Raw genomic sequence first — 24588 nt, forward strand, 5'->3', positions numbered from 1 at the left:
ACTGTCCTTTCACGGCGTTGAGCCGCGCGGTGGAGGCACGGCGGACCCGGGGGCGGGCCGGTGCGGTGCGCGCGGCGACACGGATGAGGAGCGGATTCGGGGCGCGTCGGCAGGGACGCGGTCAGCCGGGTCCCGGCGGGCAGGAACTGAGTTCGCCGTGCGCGTTGGTGCCCCACGAGGTGGTGTAGCCGTTGGTGCCGTGCGGGCGGGGGTTTCCGACCGGGAGCTTGTGGCGCTCACCGAAGCGGCTTCTGCGCAGCTCGCGCGCAGGCTTCACGCTGGTCGTGGTCATACGGCGTGCTCCGGACATGGGTCGTAGGGACGCCGACCAGTCTTCCCGGCACACCTGTGGCGCGAGTGGCGCCGCGCCCATGTTCGTCGATGGTGGAGCATATGTCCAGTTCCGGCCATGTTTCACCGGGGGCAGAAGGTACCAACGAGCACAGGGCGCTCCGGCCAACATAGTGCCTGAACAGGTAACATGCCCGTGGTCGCTGGTTCGGTCGCTGAGGGTGACCGGCGGTTGGTCGAACTGGGGAAACGCGCGTAGAGTGCCGGTCAGGTGTGCCGGGAAGACTGGTCGGCGAAGCGCTGACCCCTACCCGAAACCAGGTGCGTCCATGTCGGAGACCACTCTTCACGGAGCTCGCGTCTACCGTTCCGAACTCGCTGAGCGGACCGTCCGAGGATGGTGCCGCGAGCGGCTCGACGAGTACCCGGACCTGGTCTTCCTCCCGGAGATCACCACGTCGATCGGCCCGACCCGCGCCTTTCGCATGCCCGGCGGCCCCGGGACCCCGGTGGTGGTCCTCAGCGGCACCAACTTCAACAGCGCGCTCAGCGCCTCACCCGCCTCCGACATGACGGCGGAGCGGGACGTCTACCTCGTGGACCTGCCCGGGCAACCCGGGCTCAGCTGTGGTGTGCGCCCCCGGGGTCACCGCGCCGAGGCCTACGGCAGATGGTTGGACGAACTGCTTCCCGAACTGGTGGACCGGCCCGCGGTGGTGCTCGGGCACTCCCTGGGCGCGGCGGTCGCGCTGGCCTCCAGCCCCCGCGAAATGGTCAGGGGGCTGGTGCTGGTGAACCCGGCCGGGCTGACCAGCGCCGCCACCCCGCCCGAGCTGATGCGGGTGACCCTGCCCTGGATGATCGGGCCGCGCGACGACAAGAGCACGCGGCTGCTCAACTTCATGAGCGGCCCCGACTTCCGCCACCCCGTCCACCCCTTCGCCTCGTGGATGACGATGGTCGGCAAGCACTGCCGGACCAGCCTGGCCCCGGGGCCGCTCCCCACGGAGTCGCTGCTGGCCTGGCAGGGGCACAACGTCACGGTGGCCACGGGTTCGGACGACGTGTTCTTCTCACCGGCCCGCCTGCACGGCCCGGCCCGCCGGTTCCTGAATACCGACCTGCACGTGCTGGACAAGGCGGGCCACCTGGCCCCCTACGAGTTCCCCGAGCAGGTCCGCGAACTGGTTCGACAGGCAGCCTGACCTGCGGGTCCGGGGTGGGTCACGCCCGCTCGGGGAAGACTCACCGCATGGGCCAACAGGACGACGTCGTCGCACTGGAAGAGATCCGCCGGGGCATGGGCGCGCTCGTGGGAGGCAAGGCCGCCAACCTCGGCGAGATGGCGGCGGCCGGCGAGCGGGTGCCCGCCGGGTTCTGCGTCACGACCGCCGCGTACGCCTCGGGAACGGTGCCCGCCGAGCGGGTCGCCCGGGCCTACGCGGCCCTGGGCGGGGGCAGGGTCGCGGTGCGCTCCAGCGCGACCGCCGAGGACCTGCCCGACGCCAGCTTCGCCGGACAACAGGACACCTACCTCGACGTCGAGGGCGCGGACGCCGTCGTGGACGCGGTCCGGCGCTGCTGGGACTCCCTCGACAACGAACGCGCCGTCTCCTACCGGCGGGCCAACGGCATCGACCGGGCCGATGTGCGCATGGCGGTCGTGGTGCAGCGGATGGTCGACCCCGCCACCGCCGGGGTCATGTTCACCGCCGATCCGCTCACCGGGTCCCGGGCCCGGACCGTGGTCGACGCCGTTCGCGGATCGGGCACAGCGGTCGTGGACGGCTCGGTCGAACCCGACCACTACGCGCTCGATGACGGACGCGTCCCCGACCTGTCCGAGGGCTGCCTCACCCGGGGGCAGGTCCTCGAACTGGCAGCGACCGGGCGACGCCTCCAGGCGCTCTTCGGATCCCCGCAGGACGTCGAGTGGTCCCACGACCGCGACGGCACCCTGTGGTTGCTCCAGTCCCGGCCCGTCACCGCCCTCTTCCCCCTGCCCCCGCAGGACCTGCCCGACCAGCCCCGCTTCTACATGGAGATCGGGCACATGCAGGGCATGCTCAGACCCTTCACCCCGCTCGGCCTGTCCATGCTCCAGCGGGTGTGGACCCGCTGGTGGTCGGGGAGGGGGTCCGCCACCGACGCCGCCGATCCCGATCCCCTGATGGTCGACGTCGGAAGCCGCCTGTACGTCGACCTGTCCGCCTTCCTGCGTAGTGCTCCGCTCCGTCGGAGACTGCCCGCGGGCATGGAGGTGTACGGACCACGGGTACGAGCGGCGGTGGAGCACGTGCTCGGCGACCCGCGTTTCGCCCCCCGCCCCGGACTGCCGTTCTCCGCCTCCACGGCCCTGCGGATCGCCGCCGTCGTCCTTCCCTCCCTGGTCGGCGTCGGGTACGCGCTGGCCCGGCCCCGAGCGGCCCGGGCCCGCGCCCAGGCGGCCGTGGCCCGGCTGCGCGCGCTGCGCGGGCCGGGAGTGGAGGCGAGCCCGGCGCGACGGCTGGACTGGGTCACCGGAAGCGCCTTCGACGCCATGCTCGGCCGCGACCTGCGGGAGGTGATCGGTCCGGTCTTCGCCGGGATCGTCACCGCCACGGCTCCGGCGGCCCTGCTCCACGGAGTGGCCACCAAGGAGGAGACCGACACCGTGCTGGGCGGGCTGCCGCACAACGTCACCACGGAGATGGACCTGGACCTGTGGGGGATCGCCGAGCGCGCCCGCGCCCACGGGGACCTGTTCGCCAGCACGCCTTCGGAGGAGCTCGCCGCCCGGTACCTGCGCGGCGAGCTGCCGGACGTCGGAGTGGACGCCTTCCTGGACTCCTACGGACACCGGGCGGCGGGCGAGGTGGACATCGGCGTGCCCCGGTGGAGCGAGGACCCCGCACCGGTGTTCGGATCGGTCGCCAACTACCTGCGCCTGGAGGACCCGGACCTGGCACCGGACCGCAGGTTCGAGCGGGCCGGTGCTGCCGCCGTGACCAGGCTCGCCGAGCTCGGGTCCCGGGCCGTGCACGAACGCCCGGTGCGCGGCGCGGTCGCCGCCTTCCTCATGCGCCGCTCGCGCGAGCTCGGGGGGATGCGGGAGTACGCGAAGTTCGCATGGCTGGTGCCGTTCGCGGAGATGCGCCGCCAACTCCTCCTCGCGGGGGAGGGCCTGGTCGCCCAGGGTCTGCTGGCCGGGGCCGACGACGTCTTCTTCCTGCGGGTGCACGAGATCCGCGCCGCCGCGCGCGAAGGCACCGACCAGCGGGACCTGGTGGCCGAGCGCCGCCGCTTCCACCAGCGAGAACTGCGCAGGCGCTCGGTGCCGGGGACACTGTTGACCGACGGCACCGACGTGGAGGCCGCACTGCCGACTCCGGCCGTGGCGCGGGGCGGCCTGCCCGGGGCGCCCGCCGCGCCGGGCAGGGCCGAGGGACGGGCTCGCGTCGTCCTCGACCCGGTCGGCGCCCGGATCGAACCCGGCGAGATCCTCGTGGCCCCCACGACCGACCCGGGCTGGACCCCGCTGTTCATGACCGCCGCCGGGCTGGTCTCGGAGACGGGTTCGCCGATCGCGCACGGTCCCACGGTGGCCCGCGAGTACGGGATACCCGCGGTGATCTGCGTTCGGGACGCCACCACCAGGATCCGCACCGGTGACCTGCTGCGGGTCGACGGCACGGCCGGGACGGTGGACGTGGTCGACGAGCCCTGACCGGGTCAGGTCCTGTTCGGGTTGGTCGCCTTCCCGTCGAGCCAGAGTTCGGTGGAGGCGTCCCGGTGGCTGCCGGAGGCGCCCACGTGTTTGGCGTCGATGGTCGGCCCCTTCCTGATCACGTGCACCAGGGCCATCGCGTGGCCCCGGCCCAGGCCGTAGTCGGCGGCCAGCCACGCGATGATGGTGCCCGCCTTCACCGAGGGGTCGTCGTACCCCTTCTCCTTGGCGATGTCGACGAGTGCGCGCGGCACCAGCCCGGTCCGGTCCTCGATGGTGTCCAGGTAGGCCTGAAAGGACATGGGATCTCCTCTGGAGGGAAGGCAGGACCCCATGCTCACACCCGGGTGTGACATTCCGGTGGAAGGGCGGCGCCGGTGCGGGGCGCCGCCCTTCCACCGGGCCGTCAGACCTCGGAGTCCTTCCCGCCGCGCAGGTGACGGTCCTCCACGTCGGAGATCCGGTGGGCGAAGGACACCGCGACGATCGAGAGCACCGCCGTGAAGCTCAGGTACACGGCGATCGGCACCCACGAGTCGTTGAACCGGGACAGCAGCCAGGTCGCGATCAGCGGAGCGGTGCCGCCCGCGAGGGCTGCGCCGATCTGGTAGCCGAGGGTCACCCCCGTGTAGCGCACGCGAGTGGAGAAGATCTCCGAGCTCAGGGTGCCGATGGTGGCGGTCACGGGCGCCCACAGCACACCCAGGCCGATCACGGTGGCCAGGATCAGCATGAGGTTGCTGCCGGTCCCCAGCATCAGGAAGTACGGCGCGGTGAACAGACCGAGGGCGACGGCGCCGAACAGGTAGACGCGCTGGCGGCCGAAGGTGTCGGAGAGCCGGCCCGCGATCGGGATGCACACGGTCGCCACGACCGCGCCGATGGTCACCGCGTTGAGCGCGGTCGTGTTGTCGAAGCTCAGGGTCCCGGTCGCGTAGCTGACCACGAAGGTGCCGAAGACGTAGAACGGCGCTGTCTCCACGATCTTCGCGCCCACCGCGACGAGCACGGCCCGCCAGTGGTGGCGGAAGGTCTCGGCGACGGGCAGCTTGGCGACGTTCCCCTCCTCCTTGGCCTTGCGGAAGGTGGGGGTCTCGTCGATCCCGGAGCGGATCCACAGGCCCAGCAGCACCAGGAGCACGCTCGCCACGAACGGGACGCGCCAGCCCCACGTCTCGAACTGGTCGTCCGGCATCAGCGACATGAGGGTCAGCGCCAGGCTGGCCAGCAGCATGCCGGAGGTGATGCCCATCTGGGGCACGGAACCGAAGAAGCCGCGCCGGTTCTTCGGCGCGTACTCGTAGGCGAGCAGCAGTGCCCCGCCCCACTCCCCGCCGATGCCCAGGCCCTGCACGATCCGCAGGAAGATCAGCAGGATCGGGGCGAGGACGCCGATGCTGTCGTAGGTGGGCAGCAGCCCGATGAACATCGTCGCGCCGCCCATGAGGGACAGCGTGATGATGAGCGTCTTCTTCCGGCCGATCCGGTCACCGATGTGGGAGAAGAGGACGCCGCCGAGCGGTCGGATGAAGAACGTCAGCGAGAAGGTCAGGTACGACAGCATCAACGAGACGAGCGGGTCTTCAGAGGGGAAGAAGAGCTTGTTGAAGACGAGGGCGGCGGCCGTGCCGTAGAGGAAGAAGTCGAACCACTCGATCGTGCTTCCGGTCAGGCTGGCCACCAGGACCTTGGCCCTGGGCGGGCGGGGCTGCGCGTCGGGCGCGCTCGTGCTCTCGGGACTCATGGACGGGGCTCCAGACAGGGACGGGGGTTCCACGGGCGGGAGGCTTAGGCCCGTGAGTACGGCCTGGAGCCTAGGAGCGGGTGGCGCCCGTCACCGTTGTCCGAACCGACGACAAGCCGGGCGGGGCGGTGTCGGCCGCGACAACCCGGGGGCGCACGGGCATCGCAGCAGGTGGGCCGTGATCTGGGGGAGACCCGGGAGCGGCCGGACCGCGACCCGGCGCCCGGGTCACACCCTCAGGCTGACCGATGCCAGGAGCCTCTGGTCGGCGTCGTCCAGGTCGAGTCCGGTGAGCGCGCAGATGCGCCGGATGCGGTGCCGGAGTGTGTTGGGGTGGACGTGCAGACCGGTCGCGGCGCTGGTCACGTCGCCGAAGGCGTCCAGATAGGCCGAGAGGGACCTGCGCTGGTCGTCGTCGAGGGAGTCCAGCCGCTCGTCGCGCAGGTGGGGGCGCTCCGCGAGGTACTCGACCACCTCCCGCAGCACCACCGAGGAACGCGTCTCCTCGTAGTCGGCGACCAGCCGGTCCGGGTCGTCGGAGATCACCTCCAGGATCCGGCTCGCGTGCTTCTTCAGCCCGGGTACCGCGCGCATCCGGGGCGCCACCCCCGCCACGGATCCCTGCACCGGGGTGCCGTTGTGCTGACGCAGCATCGCCACCAGCTCGCGCACCCATGTGAGCGGCGCCTGCCCGGAGGGCGTGGGCAGCAGGACGTAGAGCAGCCCGCAGGCCGGGATGACCAGGGCGTTCCTGCGGTAGGCCGCCGCGTACACCGAGACCACCTCGGCGGCCTGGTGGAGCCGCCACGGCTGGTCCACCTCCTCCTCCCGCAGAGCCAGGGCGATCACCGAGACGGGGGTGGCGGGGTCGACACCCAGGTGCCGGGCGAGCGCGTCGGAGTCGAAGGCGCCGGTCAGCAACCCCATGGACAGCTCGCCGGTGTCGTGGCCGCTGGCGCGGGACCCGCTGTTCACACGTGACACGTGGACCGCGGCCAGACGTGCCGCGCCCCGGAGCACCTGGTCGCTGGTGGGGGACAGGGGCCGCTCGACCTGCTGCACCCAGATGCTGCCGAGCGGGCGGTCTCCGGCCCGGATGCCCACCACCCTCCTGCGGGAGGCGCCGAGATCGGGGCGTTCCGCGACCTCGACGACCTCACCGGCGCGGATGCGCTCGTCCACGCCCCATGCGCGCAGGTGCGCGATGAAGGACGAGGGACAGTCGCGGCCGAGGATGGTCTGCTGGCGCAGTTCGTCGGCGCCCTCGTGGGAGGCCGAGTAGGCCAGCACCCGGTTCGCGCCGTCCTCGATGCTCACGATCCCGCCGGTCAGGGTCGCGACGGTCTGGGCGAGGGAGAACAGGTCCCTGTGCCGGTCCTCGGGGTCGAAGGAGTCCAGCGCGGTCCGTGCGAGGGCCGCGAACTCGGTGGCGGCCAGGGCGGGATCCACGGAGAGCACGGCGAGGTCGAGGTCGCGCAGCCCGTCGTCCGGGGTTCCGGGCACGGCGACGGCGCTCGCCCCGCCGCGCACGGCCCGCTCGGCGAGGGCGACGGCCTCGGCGCCACCGGTCGGGGCGACGATCAGGGAACCCGGGGGTACCGGGTCGTCGGGGTGGGCCACCACCACGGAGTGCACCAGGGCGTCCAGCCCCCGGGGCGCCGAGACCAGCCCGTGGACCGGGCCCTCCAACGCCTCCATCAGGGACTTCACGGTCGGTCCTGGTCTGCTCACGATCATCACCTGTCGGGTCCGGGTGGGTTTCGGACCATTGTGCGCCTCCGCCGGACCTGCTCTGACCAGGCTCCCGCCCGGATCGGGGCCGGTGGGCGCCCTACGCGTCCAGCAGCTGGGTGACCGTGTGCTCCCCGATGGCGCCCAGGAGCGGGTGTTCGGGAGCGCTGGCGCACAGCAGGGTCGAGTAGAGGAGCGCCCAGGCGCGGGCCCGGTCCCAGGTGTGGGTGTCCACTCCGCTGAGGTGGTCCAGGTCGGCGCGCAGGCGCGCGCGGTCCCCGGGGCCGAAGGCCAGCCAGGCGACGGCGAGGTCGGAGGCGGGGTCACCGGAGGTGAGGTCGCCGAAGTCCAGGACCGCGACGAGGTCGAGGCGCCCATCGGCGCGGGTGCGTTCGGCCGAGCCGACCAGGAGGTTGGCGGGGTGCGGGTCGCCGTGCAGCCAGAGCGCCGGACCGGTCCACTCGGGGGTCGGGAGCAGCTCCTCCCACAGGGCGAGCAGCTCCGGAGCGCGCGGGTCGGCACTGGCGGCCAGGCGTTCGCGCGCCCTGGAGTCGCGCTCACGCAGGGGCACGCCGCGGACCGGGTTGTGCGGGGAGTCGCCGGGTGCGGGCACGTGCAGCCGTGACAGGAAGAGAGCGAGGGGTCCGACCAGGTCGGAGCGCTCGCCCACCGGGATCTCGGCGAGGGTGCGGCCCTCGAACCACGGGTTGACCGACCAGTGCCACGGGTAGCCGTGTCCGGGGCGGCCCACCCGCAGTGGAACCGGGACGGGGACCCCCACGCGCTCGGCGATCCGGGGCAGCCACCGCTGCTCGTTCACCACGAGCCGGGCCGCCGCCTCCCGCCTGGGCATTCGCGCGCACAGGCTCTCCCCCAGGGTGAACAGGGAGTTGTCCCAGCCGTTGGAGACGGCGGTGACGGGAAGGTCCGCGAGGTCGGGGTGCTGCTCCCGCAGGAGCTCGCGGACGAGGTCGGGGGTGACGGTCACTTCGGCCGGAGGGGTGCTCACCTCCCCAGTATCGGACACGGTTCAGTAGTAGACCGCGAGCGGACCGTTGGGTCCCTCGATGACGGTCACCGGGGTGTCGAACACCTTCGTGAGGACCTCGTCGGTCATGATCCGCTCCGGTGGGCCGAACTCCACGACCGTGCCGTCCTTGACCGCGCAGATGTGATCCGCGTAGTGGCCCGCGAAGTTGATGTCGTGCAGCACGATCACGATCGTCCGGTCGAGCTCGGCCGCCGCACGGCGCAGGTGCTTCATCATCTGCACCGAATGGCGCATGTCCAGGTTGTTCAGCGGCTCGTCGAGCAGCACGTACTCGGTGTCCTGGCACAGCACCATCGCCACGTACGCGCGCTGGCGCTGGCCCCCCGACAGCTGGTCGAGGTAACGGTGCTCCAGGTCGGTGAGGTCCAGGAAGTCGATCGAGCGGCTGACGAACTCCTCGTCGGCGGCCGTGAGGCGCCCCCTGGAGTGGGGGAAGCGCCCGAACGCGACGAGCTGGCGCACCGTCAGCCGGGTGACGAAGTGGTTCTCCTGACGCAGCACCGACACGACCTTGGCCAGGTCCTTGGAGGGCGTCCTCGTCACGTCGTACCCGGCGACCTCGATGGTGCCCGCGTCGAGGCCGAGCAGGCGCCCCACCATGGTCAGCAGGGTCGACTTCCCGGCGCCGTTCGGGCCCACCAGGGCGGTCACGCCGCCCCGGGGGATCTCCAGGTCCACGGGGCCGATCGTGACCTCGCCGCCGTAGTCCTTGCGCACACCTTCGAGGGTGATCACAGTCGGCCCTTTCTGAGGATGACGAACAGGAACACCAGGCCGCCGACGAACTCGATGATGATCGAGACCACCCCGTTGGCGTAGAAGATGTTCCGCATGACGAAGTAGGCGCCACTGAGCACGACGAAGCAGGTCAGCGCGGCGACCGGGAACACGTACCGGTGGTCGTACGTGTCGGCGAACTGGTAGGCCAGGGTCGCGACGAGGAAGCCGAGGAAGGTCATCGGCCCCACGAGGGCGGTGGAGACCGCCATGAGCACCGACACCAGGAAGAGCACCCGCATGGTCTCGCGCCGGTGGTTCAGGCCGAGCCCGGTGCTCGCGTCCCGGCCCAGCGCCACGATGTTCAGGCGTCGCGAACTCAGCACCAGCAGGGTCGCGGCCACCAGGCACAGCGGGATCGCGACCGGCAGGTACGAGGCGTCGGCGTTGGAGACGTTGCCGAACAGCCGCGCGGCCAGCACGTCGAACTCGCTGGGGGTGAGCAGGCGCTGCATGAAGGTGGAGACCGACGCCAGGCCGCCGCCGATGATGATGCCGATCAGCAGCATCACCTGGAGGTTGCCGTACCGGCCGGACAGCAGCCAGCCGTACAGCAGCATCGCGAAGCCGACCATCAGCGCGATCTGGAGCACGAACTGCGGCAGACCCTTGACGGCGAGGACGCCCGCGACGCCGAGGAAGTACACGGCCGAGGTCTGGACCGCGACGTACAGCGCCTCGAACCCCATGATCGACGGGGTGATGATCCGGTTGTTGGTCACGGTCTGGAAGCTCACCGTGGCGATGGCCTGGCAGATCGCCACCACGGCCATGACCACCACGTTGGTGGCGCGCATCTCGGCGATGCGCCAGAACCCGTCCGAGCCGACCGGCATCGGGTTGTCCCAGGCCAGCAGGCCGAAGGTGAAGCCGACGGCGAGGACCACGAGGACGGAGACGATGATCCGGTAGCGGAGGCGGGCGCGCGGTGTGGGCAGGGTCCGGGAGGTGCGCTCCCGGAGAACGGTCGACTCAGCCACGGCGACGCTGCCTCAACAGGAGAAGGATGAACACGAAGGCGCCGACGACCCCGAGGATGAGGGACACGGGCACCTCGAAGGGCATGATGATGGTCCGACCGACCAGGTCGCACACCGTGACGATGCCGATCCCGAGCAGGCACACCCACGGCAGGTTCCCGCGCAGGTCGTCGCCCCGGAACATCGAGACGACGTTGGGGACGATGAGCCCGAGGAACGGCAGGTTCCCCACCACCACGGTCACCACGCCGGTCGCCACCGCGATGAGGGTGGTTCCCAGCAGGATGACCCGGTTGTAGTTCAGGCCGACGTTGGTGGAGATCTCCTCGCCCAGACCGGCCACGGTGAAGCGGTCGGCGACGACGAAGACCGCGACGGCCACGACGGCCACGATCCACAGGGGCTCGTACTGGCCGCGCAGGACCGACGTGAAACTGCCCGCGAACCACACGCCCAGGTTCTGGAGCATGTCGGTCCGGAGCGCGACGAAGGTCGACACCGAGCTGACGACGGCTCCGAGCATGATGCCCACGATCGGGACGATCAGGGACGAGCGCAGGGTGACGCGGCGCAGGAACAGGAAGAACACCATCGTGCCGACGAACGCCGCCAGCACGGCCCCGGCCATGCGGGTGCCGATACTCGCGCCCGGCATCAGGATCATCACGGTGAGCAGGCCCAGACCGGCCCACTCGGTGGTGCCGGTGGTGGTCGGCTCCACGAAGCGGTTCTGGGTCAGCAGCTGCATGACCAGACCGGACATGGCCATGGCGGCGCCCGCGAGGACGAGGCCGACGGTGCGCGGGATCCGGGTGATCGCGAACATCTCGCCGCCGTCGTCGGCGCCTCGGACGTCGTACACACCGGTGGCCAGGGACAGCGCGAGGAGGGCGCCCACGACGGCGACACCGACGAGCAGCTTCCAGTCGAACAGCCGCCCCTTGTTCCGTGCGCGCGACAGGGACGGGGACGGGGTCGCGGGAGTCACACCCGGTCACCCCCGGTGCGACGGTGCCTCACACGGGGGCACACGCCGACACTCGCGTCGGCGCGTGCCCCGGGGTCGAGCGGGATCAAGCCCTGGCCTCCAGCGCGTCGGCGAACGCGTCGAAGAACTCGGTGTAGGTCTGGATGCCCTCGTTGGTGTAGGTGTCCACGGGCATGTGGATGATCTGCTCGTCCTTGACGGCGGTCACCCCGGAGAGCGCCTCGGAGCTGGACAGGATGTTCTCGGCGGTCTCGTAACCGGCCTCGTCTGCGGCGACGGCGGCGTCGCGGTCCATCACGAGGATCCAGTCGGGGTTCGAGTCGGCGATGGCCTCGACGGAGATGTCGTCGCCCTGGTGGTCGTCGCTGGCGCCGTCGACCTCGAGGGCCGGGGTGAGTCCGAGGATGTCGAAGGCCGGGCCGAGGGTGCGGCCGACGCCGGGCGCCAGGTAGCCGATCTCGCCGCCGGAGGTGGTGACGGCCATGACGGTGTCGTCCTCGTCGTAGGCGTCCTGGACCCGCTCGATGGCGGCGTCGAGGTCGTCGACGAGCTGGGCGGCCTCGTCCTGCTTGTCGAAGACCTCGCCGAGCACGGTGACCTGGCGCCTGAGCTCGGCGTCGAAGGGCTCGTCCTCGCGCGGGTCGAGGTCCAGGACGGCGGCGTCGGGGACCAGCGAGGTGATGTCGTCCTGGTACTGGGTGAACCGCTGGCCGTTGACGACGAGGTCCGGCTCGGCGGCGACGATCGCCTCGAGGTCGGGCTCGTTGTGCGTGCCGATGTCGATGATGGAGTCGTCCTGCGTGTAGCCGATGGTGTCGGGCATGAGCGACACGGCGGCGGCGGACAGCTCCACGTCCCAGTCGGAGAGGGTCTCGAAGGTCCGGTTGTCGAGGGCGACCACGGACGTGGCGGGGGAGTTCACGGTCTGGGTGCCGTTGTTGTCCTCGACCTCGACCGTGGCGCCCCCGGCGGCGGAGGAGTCGTCGGCGTCCTGGGTCCCCGCGGAGCAACCCGCGATGACCAGCGAGGACGCCAGAATGAGTGAGAGTGCCGTGACGGGGCGGCCGGGGGACTTCATGGTGGTTCTCCTCCAGGGCTAGGGATGAAGGAGAGCCTAACCTAACCTCTGTCGGATATGTGCGTGGGTGTCCCCTTTGAGAGTTTGACCTCAGTGTGACGTGCCCTTGACCTGCGGTTTCCTGCGGGCCCGCCCCGGGAGGGGCGGTGTCCTCCGCGCTCAGTGCTGGCCGCGCTCCCGCGCCCGCGCCGACTCGGTGTGCGAGCCCGGCTCGCGCTCGGGCAGCGGCACGGCGCCCAGGATCTCCTTGGGCTCGTTGTACTCGGCGTCGGGCATGGACCTCAGGGCGCTCACGATCTCCTCGTCGGCGCCCGCGTCCAGGGCCGCCGCGACCGCCTCGTCCCGGGTCACGGGAAACCCGAGCCCGTCCAGGACCCTCCGGAGTCCGTCGAGACCGCGTTCGACACCCATTGTTCGTCCCCCCGAGACCGCCGCGCCTCCGCCTCGGAGGAGCGGCCACTCCGACCTGCTCGGACACCTGTGGGGCTACCCGGCGGCGCGGGGCCCCAACCGTGGGCCGGGTCGGGCGTCCTCCCCCTGAGCTCGGCGGACGCCGTCATCGGGGAGGCTCCGGCGGTCCGCTAGCGGCGCGAGGCGGCCCGGAGCAGGCGGAGCTGGCCCACCTCGGACACGTTCTTCATCAGCTCGCTGTTGACCCACGCGGCGGTGTGCGCGTTGGTCTTGCCGTCCGCTCCCTGCCAGGGGAAGGAGGCGGGCCGGTCCAGGTCCATCTCGGACAGCGCCTCGACCCAGTCCAGGCCCATGCCGCGCAGCCAGTCCGCGGCCCCCTCCTCGCCCGGCCACCGGATCTCGGCGCGGTCCTGCGGGGTGCGCCCCAGGGTGTGGTCGAGGGTGACCGTCCACCACCAGCCGATGTGCCAGGTCAGCCAGGCGATGGTGGGTACCGGTACGGGGTCGGGCTCGCTGTCGGCCCAGTCCGGGGTCCACACGCCGCCGGGGCCACGGCGCAGCGTCCAGCAGAGTTCGGCGGGCTCCCAGAGGAAGTCCTCGGGTTCGAGGCGCTCCAGGTGGTACTCGAAGAGCGCCCAGGTCAGGTCGTACTGGTCGCGCAGAAGGTCGCGGCGATAGTCAGGCATGCGCCCAACCTGTCACACCCGTCACCGGGGGCACACTCCTTTTCCCGTCGGTGGCGCGCACAGGGCCCGGGCGGACGGTGTCTCTCGTCCTCCCGGGCCCCTCGCGGTCTGACCGCCTGCACCCGGTCAGCTCCGCCCGTGGCGGTCTACAGCAGGAACAGGCTGATCACCCAGATGGTGACGAACGCGGCGACACCCTCGATGGCGGTGGCCAGGGTGAGCGTCCGGTACGCGGTCGCGACCGGGATGCGGCTCAGCTGCGAGACGACCCAGAAGTAGGAGTCGTTGGCGTGCGAGACGACCATCGCGCCGGCACCGATCGCCAGCACCGAGAGGACCATGCCCTCCGTCGAGTCCAGGCCCAGCGAACCGAGCATGGGGGCGAGCATCGCGGACGTGCTCACGATCGCCACCGTCGAGGAACCCTGCGCGGTCTTGAGCGCCGCCGCGATCAGGAACGGCACCGCGAGGCCGAGGCCCAGGTTGCTCAGGTTCTCCGACAGGAACTCGGTCAGCGGGGACGCGGCCAGCACGCCACCGAAGGCGGCACCCGCACCCGTGATGAGCAGGATCGGACCGGCGAGGCGGACCGAGTCGTGGATCTGCTCGTTGAACCGGGCGAGCTTGCCGTGGCCGCGCAGCAGCAGCACGGAGGAGAGCAGGCCGAGGGCGAGCGCGATGACCGGCGTGCCGATGAACGCGATGACCTCGAACAGCGTCCCGTCGCCGATGGGCTGCGACGGCAGCTTCACGACCGAGCCGACGCAGATGAGCACCAGCGGGAGCAGGATCGGGAAGAAGGCCAGGAAGCCGTTGGGCAGGCGGCCGTAGCTCGCGCGCAGCTCCTCGTAGGACTGCCCGGAGATGTCGGTCTCGGTCTCGGCGGGCAGCGGCGTGAACTCCTTGCGGGAGTGCAGGCTCGCGAAGATCAGACCGGCGATGGCGGCCACAGCGGCGACCGGCAGACCGATGGCGATGATCATGCCGAGGTTGCTGGTGACACCGAGGTTCTCGGCGGCGGCCAGCGGGCCCGGGGTCGGCGGGACCAGGGTGTGCGTGGCGTACAGACCGGTCATCAGCGCGATCGAGGTGGCCAGGGCGGACACCCCGGTACGCACGGTGATGGCCTTGCGCAGCGAGTTCAGGATGACGTACCCGGAGTCACAGAACACCGGGATGGAGACGATGTAGCCGATGAGGGACATCGTCAGGTTCGGGAACCGGGTGCCGAGGATCCTGATCAGGCCCTCGGCCATCGCGATCGCGGCGCCGGAGCGCTCCAGGATCACGCCGATCATCGTGCCGAAGAGGATGACCAGACCGATGTTGCCGAGGGTGCCACCGAACGACTCGGTGATGGTCGGAACGATCTCGGCCAGCGGCAGCTGGTACATGAAGGCACCCAGGACGGCGGCGCCCATGAGTGCGAGGAAGGGGCTGATCTTCCACCGGGCGGTGGCGAGCACGATGCCCACCACGAGCACGATGAGGATGGCGAGGTTGATCACGGAAGTCGTTCCTTAGGGCTGGCCGGCACCGGGTCAGTCCGGCCTGGATGGTGAGGGAGGATCCGACAGCAGTTGAACGCTGTCCAGGTGATGGCGGAGACGGCCTCGTCCCGCAACTCGTCCAGGGTCCGGGGGCCCTGGGCGATGGAGAACGCCGCCGTGATCCCGGAGCGGCGGAGCTCGTCGGGGCCGACGGACACACTTCCGGCGATCACCACGACGGGCACGTTTTCGGGGGTGAGGCGGCGGACCGCGTCGACGACCTTCCCACCCAGGGACTGGCTGTCGAAGCGGCCCTCGCCGGTGAGCACGAGGTCGGCGCGGGAGAGCAGCTCCTCGGCGCCCAGGACCTCGGCGACCATCTGTGAACCTGGCAGGACCTCGGCCCCGAGCAGGGCCGTGAGCGTGACGGGCATGCCGCCCGCCGCGCCCATACCGGGTACGTCGCGCAGGTCGGCGCCGGTGCTCTTGTCGAGGACGTCGGCCAGCCGGTCCAGGCCCGCGTCGAGGACGCGCACGTCCTCGGGGTCGGCGCCCTTCTGCGGGCCGAAGACGGCGGCGGCGCCCCGAGGGCCGACCAGCGGGTTGGTGACGTCGCACGCCACCCGCCAGCGGACGGAACGGGCGCGCGGGTCCAGGTGGTCCAGGTCGAGGGAGGCGAGGTCACCGAGGCGGCCGCCCCCGTCGGGGAGTTCTGAGCCGTCCTCGGCGAGGAAGCGCACTCCGAGCGCGCTGAACATGCCGGTGCCGCCGTCAGTGGAGGCCGAACCGCCGATGCACAGCAGGATCTCCACCACGCCCCGGTCCAGGAGCTCGGTGACCAGGCGTCCGACCCCGCGGCTGCTGGCGGTGCGCGCCTGGAGGGGGAGGTCGGCGACGCCGGGCAGACCGTTGGCCTCGGCGGCCTCGATGACGCCCGTGGCGCCGTCCGGCGAGATACCGAAGCGGGCCCGGGTGGGGCGGCCGAGGGCGTCGGTGGTGTCCACCGTGAGGGGTTCCGTGCCCCAGGCGCCGAGCAGGGCGTCGAGGGTTCCCTCGCCGCCGTCGGCGAAGGGCAGGGTGTCGACGGACACGGGCAGGCCGCGGTCGGCGTAGGCGTCGCGGGCCCCGTGGGCCATGGCCTCGGCGACCTCGACGGCGGAGGCGCTCCCCTTGAAGGAATCGGGGATCACCACGACCCGGACGGTGGGGGGCGCGTCAACGCTCTCGTCATGCGCATGCAACTCGGTGGACATGAGCGAGATCATAGAATTCGGTTCGGTGCATTACGACGGTGTAGCGCCCAGTCTTCCTGCGGCTTTATCCCGGAACTATGGGCGAAACGCCCAGTGCCGCCTCCGCGTACAGGCACATGTGCACTGTGGTGAGGTCCTCCGGCCGCCGGACGTCCAGGCCGGTCTCCTCCCGGATGCGGTCCACGCGCTGGAGCAGTGTGTTCCGGTGCACGAAGACGGAGTCGGCGGCCTCGCGCATGGACACGGACGAGGCCATCGCGGCGACGGTCCGGCGCTGCGCCGCGCTGAGGGGCGCGGTCCGGGCGGTCATGCGGGTGAGGGTCCGCCGGGACAGGTGGGCCACGGACACGGCGATCTCCCGCGACCACGGGCCGGGGCGTTCGATGCTGGGGATCAGTCCCGCGTACCGGCACAGCGCGCGCGACTCCTCGGCGTGGGCCATCAGCGCGTCCACGTCGTCGGTGGGCGGTGTGCGCGTGTGGCGGCTGTCCCTGGGCAGCTCCAGGGAGTCGGCGGCCGGGAGGCGGCCGGTGCCGATGATCCAGAGCGCCCCGTGCAGGACGGCGGCCCGGCGTCCGCTGTTGGCGTTCACCTTGGCGGCGGCGGCCTCCGCCAGCTGCGGGGGAGCGACCCCGCCACCCGGCCTCGGCGAGGCGGACGCCCACAGGGCCAGCGACCACGGCGCCGGGAGCCCGGAGGCGGTCAGCCGCGCCCGGGCGTCGTCCGAGCGGGTCGTGCCCGAGCTCAGCGCCGCCACGAGGTCGCGGCCCTCGGTGTGCCGCCTGCTCACCGCGTCCTGCTCGTACTCCTGGGCGATGAGCAGCTGGACGGTGAGCGCGACCACCCGGGCCAGGTCCTCGACCTCCCGGGGGTTGCCGGTGACCCCGACGACCCCCCGCAGCTCACCGTCGATCACCAGCGGTTCGTTGGCCCCGGGACGGTCGGAGGTCCCCGGCTCGGGGACCGTCACCAGCACGCTGCGCCGCTCGGCGATGACCCGCTGGGCCCCGTGGTGGAGGCTGCCGACCCGTGAGGGGTCCATGCACGCGATGATCGTGCCGTGCTCGTCCATCACGTTGATGTTGTGGCTGATGGTCGGTGCGATGAGGTCGACCACCCGTTGCGCGAGTTCGCTGCTCAGCGGCGCCCGCCGACGGTCTTCGGTCATGCCTGCCACCCTAACGGCGCGGGTCCCGAACACCCCGTACGCGACCCCTTCCACCGGTTGGTCCGCTCTCGCTACGATGGCGCGCGAAGCCCTGCCCTCAGGGGGTTTCCGACGACATGCGGGGAACCGGACCGGCCCCACCGCGTGCGGGACGTTCCCCCGGCCGGGAGAGAGCAGGTTGCCCCATGCCCGCAGAACCCCTGTCCCCGCGCCTGTCCCGCTGGGTGCGCTGGGGCGCGTCCGCCCTGGGGATCGTCGGGTTCGTGGCGGGCGCCGTCGCGGTGTTCGTCAGCGACAACGGGCTGGGGACGGTGGCCCTGCTGGTCGTCGGCGCGGTGCTCATGCTCTTCCCCTTCTTCGAACACCGGATCCAGGGGGTGGAGGTGGGCGGGACGAAGCTGTTGCTCCGGGCCGAGGAGCACCAGCGCAGGGCCGACGCCGCCGAACGCCGTGGGGACATGGCGACGGCCTCCCAGGAGCGCGCGCGGTCCCGGGAACTGCTGGCGCCGCTGGCGGAGGAGTACCGGTGGACGCGCAGGCTGATGGAGCCGGGTGCGGAGCGTGCACGCCACCTGGAGGACTTCATGCGGCGCGCGCGGCGGGCGACGTCGGAGCGCCCCCTCACGATGGAGGAGGTGCGCGAGTGGCTGCGGTCGGAGGACGCCGAGACCCGGGTGGTCGGTCTGGCGGCCATGCGGGAGCGCCCCGATATCCGTGACCTCCCCGCCCTGAGGGAGGCCTTCGACGGCGCGACGAGCGCGTTCGAGCAGAACCACAGCATGGGTGTCATGACCGAGATGGCTCCCGGCCTCACCCCGGAGGAGCGCGAGGAGGTCAGGCGGCTCGTGCTGCGGCACCGGGCCGAGACCTTCGGCCCCTCGTCCCAGCGGTGGGCGGTGTCCGAGCGGCTCCTCGCCGCCCTCACCGACTCCGCCGACTCCGCCGACACCGCCGTCGTCAGGGGGAGCTGACCGGTCGAGCAGGGACCTCCTCGGACCTGATTCGCGAAGTCGTGCGGGGTTCCCGGTGAGAGTGGGCATGATGCGGACATGGATCGAGTCCTGCCCCCGACATGGCGTCCCTCCAGCGAAGCCGAACTCGAGGCGGCCCTGAACGAGGGCGCGTTCACCGAGACCCCCAAACGCGAGGCCAAACAGCAGCTGCGCGGTTCCAAGGACCAGGCCAAGGACATGGCGTCCTTCGCGATCGACGGCGGGCTGATCGTGGTCGGCGTGCGGGAGGTCAAGGCCGAGGGACGGTTCGAGCTGGCCCCGGTCGAGTGGGTCGACCAGATCCTGGAGACCCCGGCCCGGATCGCCGCCTCCTCCTGCGACCCGCCGCTCCAGGTGTCGGTGGAGTGGCTGGAGAGCGAGCTGCCCGGCCACGGGTACCTGCTCATCGAGGTACCCGCCTCCCCGCTCGCCCCGCACATGGCGGGCGGCGCGTACTACGGGCGCGGCGACAGGGAGAAGCGGCGCCTGCCCGACACCGAGGTCGAACGGCTCATCCGGGCCAGGGACACCTCGCTGGACGTGGTGCGCACCGCGCTGCGCGAACAGGTGGAGAAGGACCCGTTCCCGGAGGGCGCGTTGGCGCACCTGCACGTGGTCGCGCTGCCCTCACGGCGCATCCCCGGGATGTTCAAGGCCTGGACCGCCGCCGAGGACGCCCGGCCGCTGCTGTTCGACCTGGTCCGCGACGGGGTCTCGCGGCGGACCAGGGAGCGGGCCGGTGCGGCCGCGCGGGTGTCACCGGTCTTCGGGGAGCTCGTCTCGGGCTTTCGCACCGCGGGCGGCGTGGGGATCGCGAGCCAGCTGTCCACGTCGTCGGTGGTGGTGCTGGAGGAGCGGGACCTGCGCTTCGTCGTCCGTGAACGCGGCGAGGTGTCCCTGTACTGCGGGCGGGCGGCGGACCGGCTCGAGGGCCGGTACCTGTTCTTCGACGGCACCCTGGCCTTCCGGGTCCGGGCCTTCCTGGACCTGGTCGCCAGCCTGTCCGAGGACGCCGGATACGGCGGCAGCTGGGACGTGGGAGTGGCGGTCACCAACACCCACGGGATGTCCTCGTGGAACGGGGAGCGCGGCTCCTCACCGGGCTCGGAGTACGACGCCGAGCGCTACGAGCAGGTCACCCGGGTGCCGAAGCTGGAACTGGAGAAGCCCGGCAGCGCCACCGACCGACTGGTCGGGGAGCTGCTCCGCTCCCTGGGCAACGCCTCGGCCCACACGGACCTCCTCACCGACCCGGAGTGAGCCCGGGGTCGGCGGGTGGCCGCGCCGTGTCACCACCCACCCATGACATTCGTGGCGCCAACTCATGACACTCCGTCACTGTTGGCCGTCCGGAAAACGGTGAATCCTGAGTGTGGACGAGCTGGTCGGCACCGAACCCCCGGGGCCCACGCCCCCCGGTACCGGCCTTCCGGACACCAACGAGAGGAACCACATGGCACCGCTCGCCACCGACAGCACCGTCGAGACCACCTCCGGCACCGCCGGGGCGAATACCCCCACCGAACCGCCCGTCGACATCAAGCAGGAGATGCTGAAGGGGATCGGCGGCCCGATCGGGATGCTGTACTCCGTCCTGCCGGTCGTGGTCTTCGCGCTGACCGTCCCCTTCCTCTCCCTGACGGCCGCGATCGGCGGCGCGGTCGCCGTCGCCGTGGCGCTGGCCGTGTTCCGCATGTGGCGCGGCGAGAAGCTGATGTCCGCGCTGGGCGGGGTCTTCGGCGTCGCCGCGGCCGGGGGCGTGGCCGCCGCGACCGGATCGGCCAACGACTTCTTCCTGATCGGCATCTGGGCGTCCCTGGCCGGGGCGGTCGTCCTGTTCGTCTCGCTGGTCCTTCGCCGACCGCTGACCGGGGTCATCTGGAACGCCGTCCACGGGGGCGCCAACGCCTGGCGCGAGGACCGGCCCACGCTGCTCGTGCACGACCTCGCCACCCTCGGGCTGACGCTCATGTTCGCCGGCCGGTTCGCCGTGCGGCAGTGGCTCTACGTCGCCGACTCCACGACCGGGCTCGCGATCGCCGACACGGTGACGGGTTTCCCGCTGACGGCGCTGGCCGCCGTCGCGGTCGTGTGGGCGTTCCGCCGCTCCACCCGGCGGATGCGCCCCGCCACCGACGACGCCGGGACGCGGGCCTGAGCGGACACGCCGCGGTTCAGAGTTCCGAGAGGGGCAGGGCGCGGGTGGCGGTGATGGTGGGCAGCGCCCCCGGCGCGGCCCGCCGGACCTGTCCGTGTACGGCGAGCAGCTCCGACCCGAACACCGCGCTGGCGGAGCGCCGCTGGGCCTCGGAGAACAGGACCACCTCGATGACCCCGCTGCGGTCCTCGATGCTGGTGAAGACCACGCGCCTGCCCGAGCGGGTGGGCGGGGTCTGGGTGCAGACCCGCACCCCCGCCACCAGGACCCGCGCGCCGTCCGGGAAGCGATGCAGGTCCCGGGCCAGGACCAGGTTCCTGGTGGAGGCCAGCCTGGCGAAGTGCTCCGCGTACTCGTCCAGCCGGTGCCCGGAGAGCTCGTAGCCGAGGGACCGTACCTCCTCGGCGACGCGTTCGGGGTGGGACATCGGGGCGGCCACCCCTGCGGGCACCGTCTCGGGCGTCTCGTCCAGGGAGAGCTGCCCGGGGGAGTCCGCGCTCCGGTGGTGCGCCTGGGTCAGGGAGTGCGCGTGCACGAGGACGTCGCGCCGGTCCGGGGCCCCGGGGGCGCCGGTGACACCGGTGAGGGTGTCCAGACCCCCGGCCAGGACGAGGTTGTCCAACGCCTCGCGGGACAGCGGCCCCCGCGCGAGCAGGTCCCGCAGCCCGGTGAAGGGACGCTGGGCCAGCAGGCGGTCGAGTTCGGCCTCGGTGAGGGCCCCCAGGTCGGCCAGGGCCGGGCGCAGACCCCAGCGCCCCTCCCCGTCCCGTTCCACGCCCCAGTGCCGCTGGGAGGCGTTCAGGTCCAGGCCGAGCACCCGAACGCCCATGCGGCGGGCGTCGTTGAGGAGCACCCGGCGCGGGTACATGCCGGGGTCGTGGGTCATCACCCCGGCGAAGAACGCGGCCGGGAAGTGCCGTTTGAGCCACGCGCTCTGGTACGTGGGCAGGGCGAACGCGGCCGCGTGGGCCTTGCAGAAGCCGAAGTTGCCGAACGCCGCCACCAGCCGCCAGGTCTCCTCGACGGTCCGGGAGTCGTGCCCGCGCTCGGACATCAGGGAACGCACCTGGGTCTCCACCTCACGGCGCCCCTGCTCGGTGCCCAGGGCGCGCCGCATGGCCTCGGCGCGGTCCAGCCCGCACCCGGTCATGGTGTCGATGGCGTGCAGGAGCTGTTCGTGGAAGAGCAGGGCCCCGCCGGTCTCGGCCAGCACCGGTGCGAGGTCGGGGTGGGGCAGGCGGGGCGTCTCGGCGCCCTCCCTGGCCCCGAGGTAGGCCGAGACCATGTCGGTGCCCATGGGTCCGGGCCGGAACAGGGAGATGTCGGCGATCAGGTCGGGGACCCCGTCCGGGCGCAGCCGCGACACCAGCTCCCTCTGCCCCGGGGACTCGATCTGGAAGCAGCCCAGGGTGTTCGAGGCCGCGACCATGTGCGCGGTGGCGGGGTCCCCGTCCGGCAGGGCCTCCAGGACCGGCGGCCGCCCCGAGGTGCGGTCGATCTCGTCCAGGGTGTGCGCCAGGGCCGACTGCATCCGCACCCCGAGGACGTCGAGTTTGAGCAGCCCGAGGTGCTCCACGTCCTCCTTGTCCGCCTGGACCATCGGGTAACCCGCGCCGGAGGGCTGAGTGGGGACCCGGTCGCCCATGGCGTGGTCCGAGAGCACCAGCCCGCACGGGTGCATCGCCACGTGCCGGGGCAGGCCCGACAGCCGCTCCGCGAGCGAGAAGAGCCTGCGCACGTGTTCGCTGTCCAGGCCGTCCAGGTTCCGTAGCTCCGGGAGTTCGCGCGCGGTCTCGCTGATGCGGGAGGCCCGTACCCGGGGGAAGACCGAGGCGATGCGGTCCACCTCCACCGAGGGCAGCGACAGCGCCGCACCGGCGTCCCGCAGGGCGCTGCGGGCACGGTAGGTCTCCATCATGGCCACCGTCGCGCTGGCCCCGGGGTGGGAGGCGATGACCGCGTCGTAGGCCTCCAGCCGCCGGTCGGACTCCACGTCCAGGTCGATGTCGGGCAGGCCGGGGCGGCTCGGGGTGCAGAACCGTTCGAACAGCAGGCCGTGCTCCAGGGGGTTGATCGCGGAGATGCCCAGCAGGTGCACGACGAGGCTGCCCACGGCCGAACCCCGGGCTGAGCAGCGGATCCGCTTGTCCCGGATGGCCTGGGCGGCGTCGGCCACGGTCAGGAAGTAGCTCTCCAGGCCCATGCGGGCGATGACCTCCAGTTCGTACCGGACCCGTTCGTCCGCACGGCGGTCCCCCTCCAACCCCAGCAGGGCTGCGCCCCCGGTGACACGGCCGCGCAGGTCGGCGGTGGCCTCGGGGCGGTCGGGCAGGTGCAGGCGGCCCCAGCCCAGGTCGGCGACGGGGTCCAGCGCGCAGGAACTGCCCAGGGCGAGGGTGTGCGAGATCAGCCGCCGGGCGCGCGTGCGGTCACCGCCGCACACACCCACGGCGATCCGGAACATCTCCTCACCGGTGGCCAGGTGGGCGCGTTCGGTGCGCGGCGCGGGGCGGTAGCCGCCGGGGGCGTGCTGGCGGATGCGGTCCAGGGCGAGGGCCACCCCCGCGGCGTCGGGGGAGGGGTAGCGCACGGCGTTGGTCAGCACCGCCAGGAGGTGTTCCTCGTCCGCCAGGCGCACCATGTCCCGTGCGGTGCGGCGCTGCCCGGAAGCGCCGTGGTCGTGCGGTGCCAGGGCGATCTCCACACCCACCCTCCGCCAGGCGGTCAGCAGGGCACGGGCGTGCAGGGGCCGCTCCTGGGCCACGGCGCGGCCCACGTCGGAGTCGGGTCCCAACAGGAGCACCAGGCCCTCGTGGTGGGCGGTCAGCTGCTCGGGGAGTACCGCCACGGGCGCGGGGGCGCGGTGGACGGCGGTGACCAGGCGGCACAGGCTCGCCCAGCCCCGCGCGCCCCGGGCCAGCAGCACGACCCGGCCGCCCTCGGGGGAGGCGAGGGCGAGGTCGACACCCAGGGCGGGGCGCACCCCGGCCTGTTCGCAGGTCCTGATGTGCTCGGCGACACCGAAGAGCCCGTCCCGGTCGGTGAGGGCCACCACCGGTTGGCCGTCGAGCGCGGCGCGTTCGACCAGCGCGGCGGGAGGAGCGGTGCCGTGCCGGAAGGAGAACGACGAGGTGGCGCGCAGGTGCGTGAACACCGGTCCTCCCCTCTCTGCGTGTGCTCACAGTCAGAGGGGAAGGCACTGCGATCGAATGCGTGTTCGATAACTGTAGCCTGAACTGGGCCAACGACAAGTCAAGAGACTCAGGGGGCGGGGGGTGGCAGGATGTCCGCGAGGGCGGAACCGCCCCGCACCACGCGACTGGGAGGTCCTGACATGGCCAGCAAGTTCACCGAGCTCGCGTTCGACTGCGCCGATCCGCACGCGCTCGCCCGGTTCTGGTGCGCGGTCCTCGACTACGAGGTGAGGGCCGAGGAGCAGGAGGAGGGGTTCGTCGCGATCGGTCCCCCCGGTGACGCGGGGGCGGGTCCGGTGCCCCCGATGCTGACGTTCGCGCTCGTACCCGAGGGCAAGACCGTCAAGAACAGGGTGCACGTCGACGTCAACCCCACCGACAGGGAACAGGACGAGGAGGTCCGGCGGCTGCTCGACCTGGGTGCCCGGCACATCGACGTGGGCCAGGGCGACCAGAGCTGGGTCGTACTCGCCGACCCGGAGGGGAACGAGTTCTGCGTCCTCTCGACCCGCCGCCCCTGAGACACGCGTCGGCCCTTCCCTCGCGGGAAGGGCCGGACGAATACGTGAGGAGTCTTCTGCCGTTTCAGGCGGTCGGATCCTCAGCGCCCTTTGGAGCGCAGACTCCTGAGGGTGCCGCGGACGGAGTCCTTCCACCCCTCGGTGCGGGTGAGGGCGCGTCCCTTGAACATTTCGAAGCGTCCCCGGTTGCGCAGCCGGTTGTTACCGGTCGCCCTTCCGGCCAACTCCTTGACCTTGCCCGTCGCGTGGGTCGCCCTGCCCCTGAGTTTCTCTGACTGGCCCATGAAGCCCTCCTCCGTGTGGGGATCGGTGGCGTCGCTGCCGGTCTCTCACTTGATTACTGCCACTTTTCGCCGCCCTTATTCATGA

Annotated in this window: 22 protein-coding genes; 6 read left to right on the forward strand and 16 right to left on the reverse strand. The window is 71.8% G+C overall.

The window, feature by feature from the left end:
- Positions 1 to 121 precede the first annotated feature (121 nt).
- Positions 122 to 292: a hypothetical protein gene (locus KBX21_RS02130; protein WP_017542711.1), complete on the reverse strand. Its 171-nt coding sequence runs from the start codon at positions 290 to 292 to the stop codon at positions 122 to 124.
- Between the two features lie 328 nt (positions 293 to 620).
- On the opposite strand from KBX21_RS02130, the gene KBX21_RS02135 reads away from it, so the two are divergent.
- Positions 621 to 1496 carry an alpha/beta fold hydrolase gene (locus KBX21_RS02135; RefSeq protein WP_049573655.1) on the forward strand — a complete coding sequence of 292 codons (876 nt, stop codon included), beginning with the start codon at positions 621 to 623 and terminating at the stop codon, positions 1494 to 1496.
- 47 nt (positions 1497 to 1543) lie between these two features.
- A complete protein-coding gene (locus KBX21_RS02140) occupies positions 1544 to 3997 on the forward strand; it encodes a PEP/pyruvate-binding domain-containing protein (protein WP_210840852.1) in 2454 nt (817 codons plus the stop codon).
- Positions 3998 to 4002: 5 nt separating this feature from the next.
- On the opposite strand, the gene KBX21_RS02145 is transcribed toward KBX21_RS02140, so the two are convergent.
- The 13 genes from KBX21_RS02145 to KBX21_RS02205 form a co-directional block, all read right to left on the reverse strand.
- Entirely contained in the window at positions 4003 to 4299 is a 297-nt protein-coding gene (locus KBX21_RS02145) for a DUF4287 domain-containing protein (RefSeq protein ID WP_017542713.1), read from the reverse strand.
- Positions 4300 to 4403: 104 nt separating this feature from the next.
- Positions 4404 to 5741, reverse strand: a complete 1338-nt coding sequence (locus KBX21_RS02150; protein WP_210840853.1) for an MFS transporter — start codon at positions 5739 to 5741, stop codon at positions 4404 to 4406.
- 228 nt (positions 5742 to 5969) lie between these two features.
- Positions 5970 to 7472, reverse strand: a complete 1503-nt coding sequence (locus tag KBX21_RS02155) for a CdaR family transcriptional regulator (protein ID WP_210840854.1) — start codon at positions 7470 to 7472, stop codon at positions 5970 to 5972.
- 100 nt (positions 7473 to 7572) lie between these two features.
- Positions 7573 to 8481 (reverse strand): aminoglycoside phosphotransferase family protein, encoded by a 909-nt coding sequence (locus tag KBX21_RS02160; protein ID WP_210840855.1) that lies wholly within the window; start codon positions 8479 to 8481, stop codon positions 7573 to 7575.
- Between the two features lie 21 nt (positions 8482 to 8502).
- Positions 8503 to 9258 carry an ABC transporter ATP-binding protein gene (locus KBX21_RS02165; protein WP_017542717.1) on the reverse strand — a complete coding sequence of 252 codons (756 nt, stop codon included), beginning with the start codon at positions 9256 to 9258 and terminating at the stop codon, positions 8503 to 8505.
- The gene (locus KBX21_RS02170) at positions 9255 to 10280 is read right to left on the reverse strand and encodes an iron chelate uptake ABC transporter family permease subunit (RefSeq protein ID WP_017542718.1); all 1026 of its coding nucleotides are present in this window, start codon (positions 10278 to 10280) and stop codon (positions 9255 to 9257) included. Before KBX21_RS02170 ends, KBX21_RS02165 begins: the two co-directional genes overlap by 4 nt.
- Positions 10273 to 11268, reverse strand: coding sequence for an ABC transporter permease (locus KBX21_RS02175; protein ID WP_210840856.1), 996 nt, complete (start codon positions 11266 to 11268; stop codon positions 10273 to 10275). Before KBX21_RS02175 ends, KBX21_RS02170 begins: the two co-directional genes overlap by 8 nt.
- 85 nt (positions 11269 to 11353) lie before the next feature.
- Positions 11354 to 12346, reverse strand: coding sequence for a siderophore ABC transporter substrate-binding protein (locus KBX21_RS02180; RefSeq protein WP_049573679.1), 993 nt, complete (start codon positions 12344 to 12346; stop codon positions 11354 to 11356).
- A gap of 159 nt (positions 12347 to 12505) precedes the next feature.
- Positions 12506 to 12757, reverse strand: coding sequence for a DUF2795 domain-containing protein (locus KBX21_RS02185; RefSeq protein ID WP_049573682.1), 252 nt, complete (start codon positions 12755 to 12757; stop codon positions 12506 to 12508).
- A gap of 170 nt (positions 12758 to 12927) precedes the next feature.
- A complete protein-coding gene (locus KBX21_RS02190) occupies positions 12928 to 13443 on the reverse strand; it encodes a DinB family protein (protein ID WP_017542722.1) in 516 nt (171 codons plus the stop codon).
- Positions 13444 to 13589: 146 nt separating this feature from the next.
- Positions 13590 to 14951: a GntP family permease gene (locus KBX21_RS02195; protein ID WP_210840857.1), complete on the reverse strand. Its 1362-nt coding sequence runs from the start codon at positions 14949 to 14951 to the stop codon at positions 13590 to 13592.
- A complete protein-coding gene (locus KBX21_RS02200) occupies positions 14948 to 16198 on the reverse strand; it encodes a glycerate kinase (RefSeq protein WP_210840858.1) in 1251 nt (416 codons plus the stop codon). The genes KBX21_RS02195 and KBX21_RS02200 overlap by 4 nt, the downstream gene beginning before the upstream one ends.
- 52 nt (positions 16199 to 16250) lie before the next feature.
- On the reverse strand, positions 16251 to 17354 hold the full coding sequence (locus KBX21_RS02205) for a sugar diacid recognition domain-containing protein (protein WP_210840859.1): 1104 nt from the start codon (positions 17352 to 17354) through the stop codon (positions 16251 to 16253).
- Positions 17355 to 17539: 185 nt separating this feature from the next.
- Between KBX21_RS02205 and KBX21_RS02210 the strand changes: the two genes are divergently transcribed.
- The 3 genes from KBX21_RS02210 (at position 17540) to KBX21_RS02220 (ending at position 20504) form a co-directional block, all read left to right on the forward strand.
- Positions 17540 to 18325: a hypothetical protein gene (locus tag KBX21_RS02210; RefSeq protein ID WP_210840860.1), complete on the forward strand. Its 786-nt coding sequence runs from the start codon at positions 17540 to 17542 to the stop codon at positions 18323 to 18325.
- Between the two features lie 78 nt (positions 18326 to 18403).
- Positions 18404 to 19606: a helix-turn-helix domain-containing protein gene (locus KBX21_RS02215; protein ID WP_210840861.1), complete on the forward strand. Its 1203-nt coding sequence runs from the start codon at positions 18404 to 18406 to the stop codon at positions 19604 to 19606.
- A 193-nt stretch (positions 19607 to 19799) separates the two neighbouring features.
- Positions 19800 to 20504: a DUF3159 domain-containing protein gene (locus tag KBX21_RS02220; protein ID WP_210840862.1), complete on the forward strand. Its 705-nt coding sequence runs from the start codon at positions 19800 to 19802 to the stop codon at positions 20502 to 20504.
- A 16-nt stretch (positions 20505 to 20520) separates the two neighbouring features.
- Here KBX21_RS02220 and dnaE read toward each other — a convergent pair whose 3' ends face one another.
- Positions 20521 to 23658 carry a DNA polymerase III subunit alpha gene (gene dnaE, locus KBX21_RS02225; RefSeq protein WP_049573704.1) on the reverse strand — a complete coding sequence of 1046 codons (3138 nt, stop codon included), beginning with the start codon at positions 23656 to 23658 and terminating at the stop codon, positions 20521 to 20523.
- Between the two features lie 180 nt (positions 23659 to 23838).
- On the opposite strand from dnaE, the gene KBX21_RS02230 reads away from it, so the two are divergent.
- Positions 23839 to 24219 carry a VOC family protein gene (locus KBX21_RS02230; protein ID WP_210840863.1) on the forward strand — a complete coding sequence of 127 codons (381 nt, stop codon included), beginning with the start codon at positions 23839 to 23841 and terminating at the stop codon, positions 24217 to 24219.
- Positions 24220 to 24299: 80 nt separating this feature from the next.
- On the opposite strand, the gene KBX21_RS02235 is transcribed toward KBX21_RS02230, so the two are convergent.
- Positions 24300 to 24503, reverse strand: coding sequence for a CsbD family protein (locus tag KBX21_RS02235; RefSeq protein WP_210840864.1), 204 nt, complete (start codon positions 24501 to 24503; stop codon positions 24300 to 24302).
- Positions 24504 to 24588: the final 85 nt, after the last annotated feature.

The sequence above is a fragment of the Nocardiopsis sp. B62 genome (assembly GCF_018070675.1).
Lineage (GTDB): Bacteria > Actinomycetota > Actinomycetes > Streptosporangiales > Streptosporangiaceae > Nocardiopsis > Nocardiopsis prasina.

Excerpts from the sequence above, each read along its gene's own strand:
- KBX21_RS02130 (WP_017542711.1), bottom strand. The coding sequence starts at position 292 with ATGACCACGACCAGCGTGAAGCCTGCGCGCGAGCTGCGCAGAAGCCGC.
- KBX21_RS02135 (WP_049573655.1), top strand. The coding sequence starts at position 621 with ATGTCGGAGACCACTCTTCACGGAGCTCGCGTCTACCGTTCCGAACTC.
- KBX21_RS02140 (WP_210840852.1), top strand. The coding sequence starts at position 1,544 with ATGGGCCAACAGGACGACGTCGTCGCACTGGAAGAGATCCGCCGGGGC.
- KBX21_RS02145 (WP_017542713.1), bottom strand. The coding sequence starts at position 4,299 with ATGTCCTTTCAGGCCTACCTGGACACCATCGAGGACCGGACCGGGCTG.
- KBX21_RS02150 (WP_210840853.1), bottom strand. The coding sequence starts at position 5,741 with ATGAGTCCCGAGAGCACGAGCGCGCCCGACGCGCAGCCCCGCCCGCCC.
- KBX21_RS02180 (WP_049573679.1), bottom strand. The coding sequence starts at position 12,346 with ATGAAGTCCCCCGGCCGCCCCGTCACGGCACTCTCACTCATTCTGGCG.
- KBX21_RS02185 (WP_049573682.1), bottom strand. The coding sequence starts at position 12,757 with ATGGGTGTCGAACGCGGTCTCGACGGACTCCGGAGGGTCCTGGACGGG.
- KBX21_RS02190 (WP_017542722.1), bottom strand. The coding sequence starts at position 13,443 with ATGCCTGACTATCGCCGCGACCTTCTGCGCGACCAGTACGACCTGACC.
- KBX21_RS02200 (WP_210840858.1), bottom strand. The coding sequence starts at position 16,198 with ATGATCTCGCTCATGTCCACCGAGTTGCATGCGCATGACGAGAGCGTT.
- KBX21_RS02205 (WP_210840859.1), bottom strand. The coding sequence starts at position 17,354 with ATGACCGAAGACCGTCGGCGGGCGCCGCTGAGCAGCGAACTCGCGCAA.
- KBX21_RS02210 (WP_210840860.1), top strand. The coding sequence starts at position 17,540 with ATGCCCGCAGAACCCCTGTCCCCGCGCCTGTCCCGCTGGGTGCGCTGG.
- KBX21_RS02215 (WP_210840861.1), top strand. The coding sequence starts at position 18,404 with ATGGATCGAGTCCTGCCCCCGACATGGCGTCCCTCCAGCGAAGCCGAA.
- KBX21_RS02220 (WP_210840862.1), top strand. The coding sequence starts at position 19,800 with ATGGCACCGCTCGCCACCGACAGCACCGTCGAGACCACCTCCGGCACC.
- KBX21_RS02230 (WP_210840863.1), top strand. The coding sequence starts at position 23,839 with ATGGCCAGCAAGTTCACCGAGCTCGCGTTCGACTGCGCCGATCCGCAC.
- KBX21_RS02235 (WP_210840864.1), bottom strand. The coding sequence starts at position 24,503 with ATGGGCCAGTCAGAGAAACTCAGGGGCAGGGCGACCCACGCGACGGGC.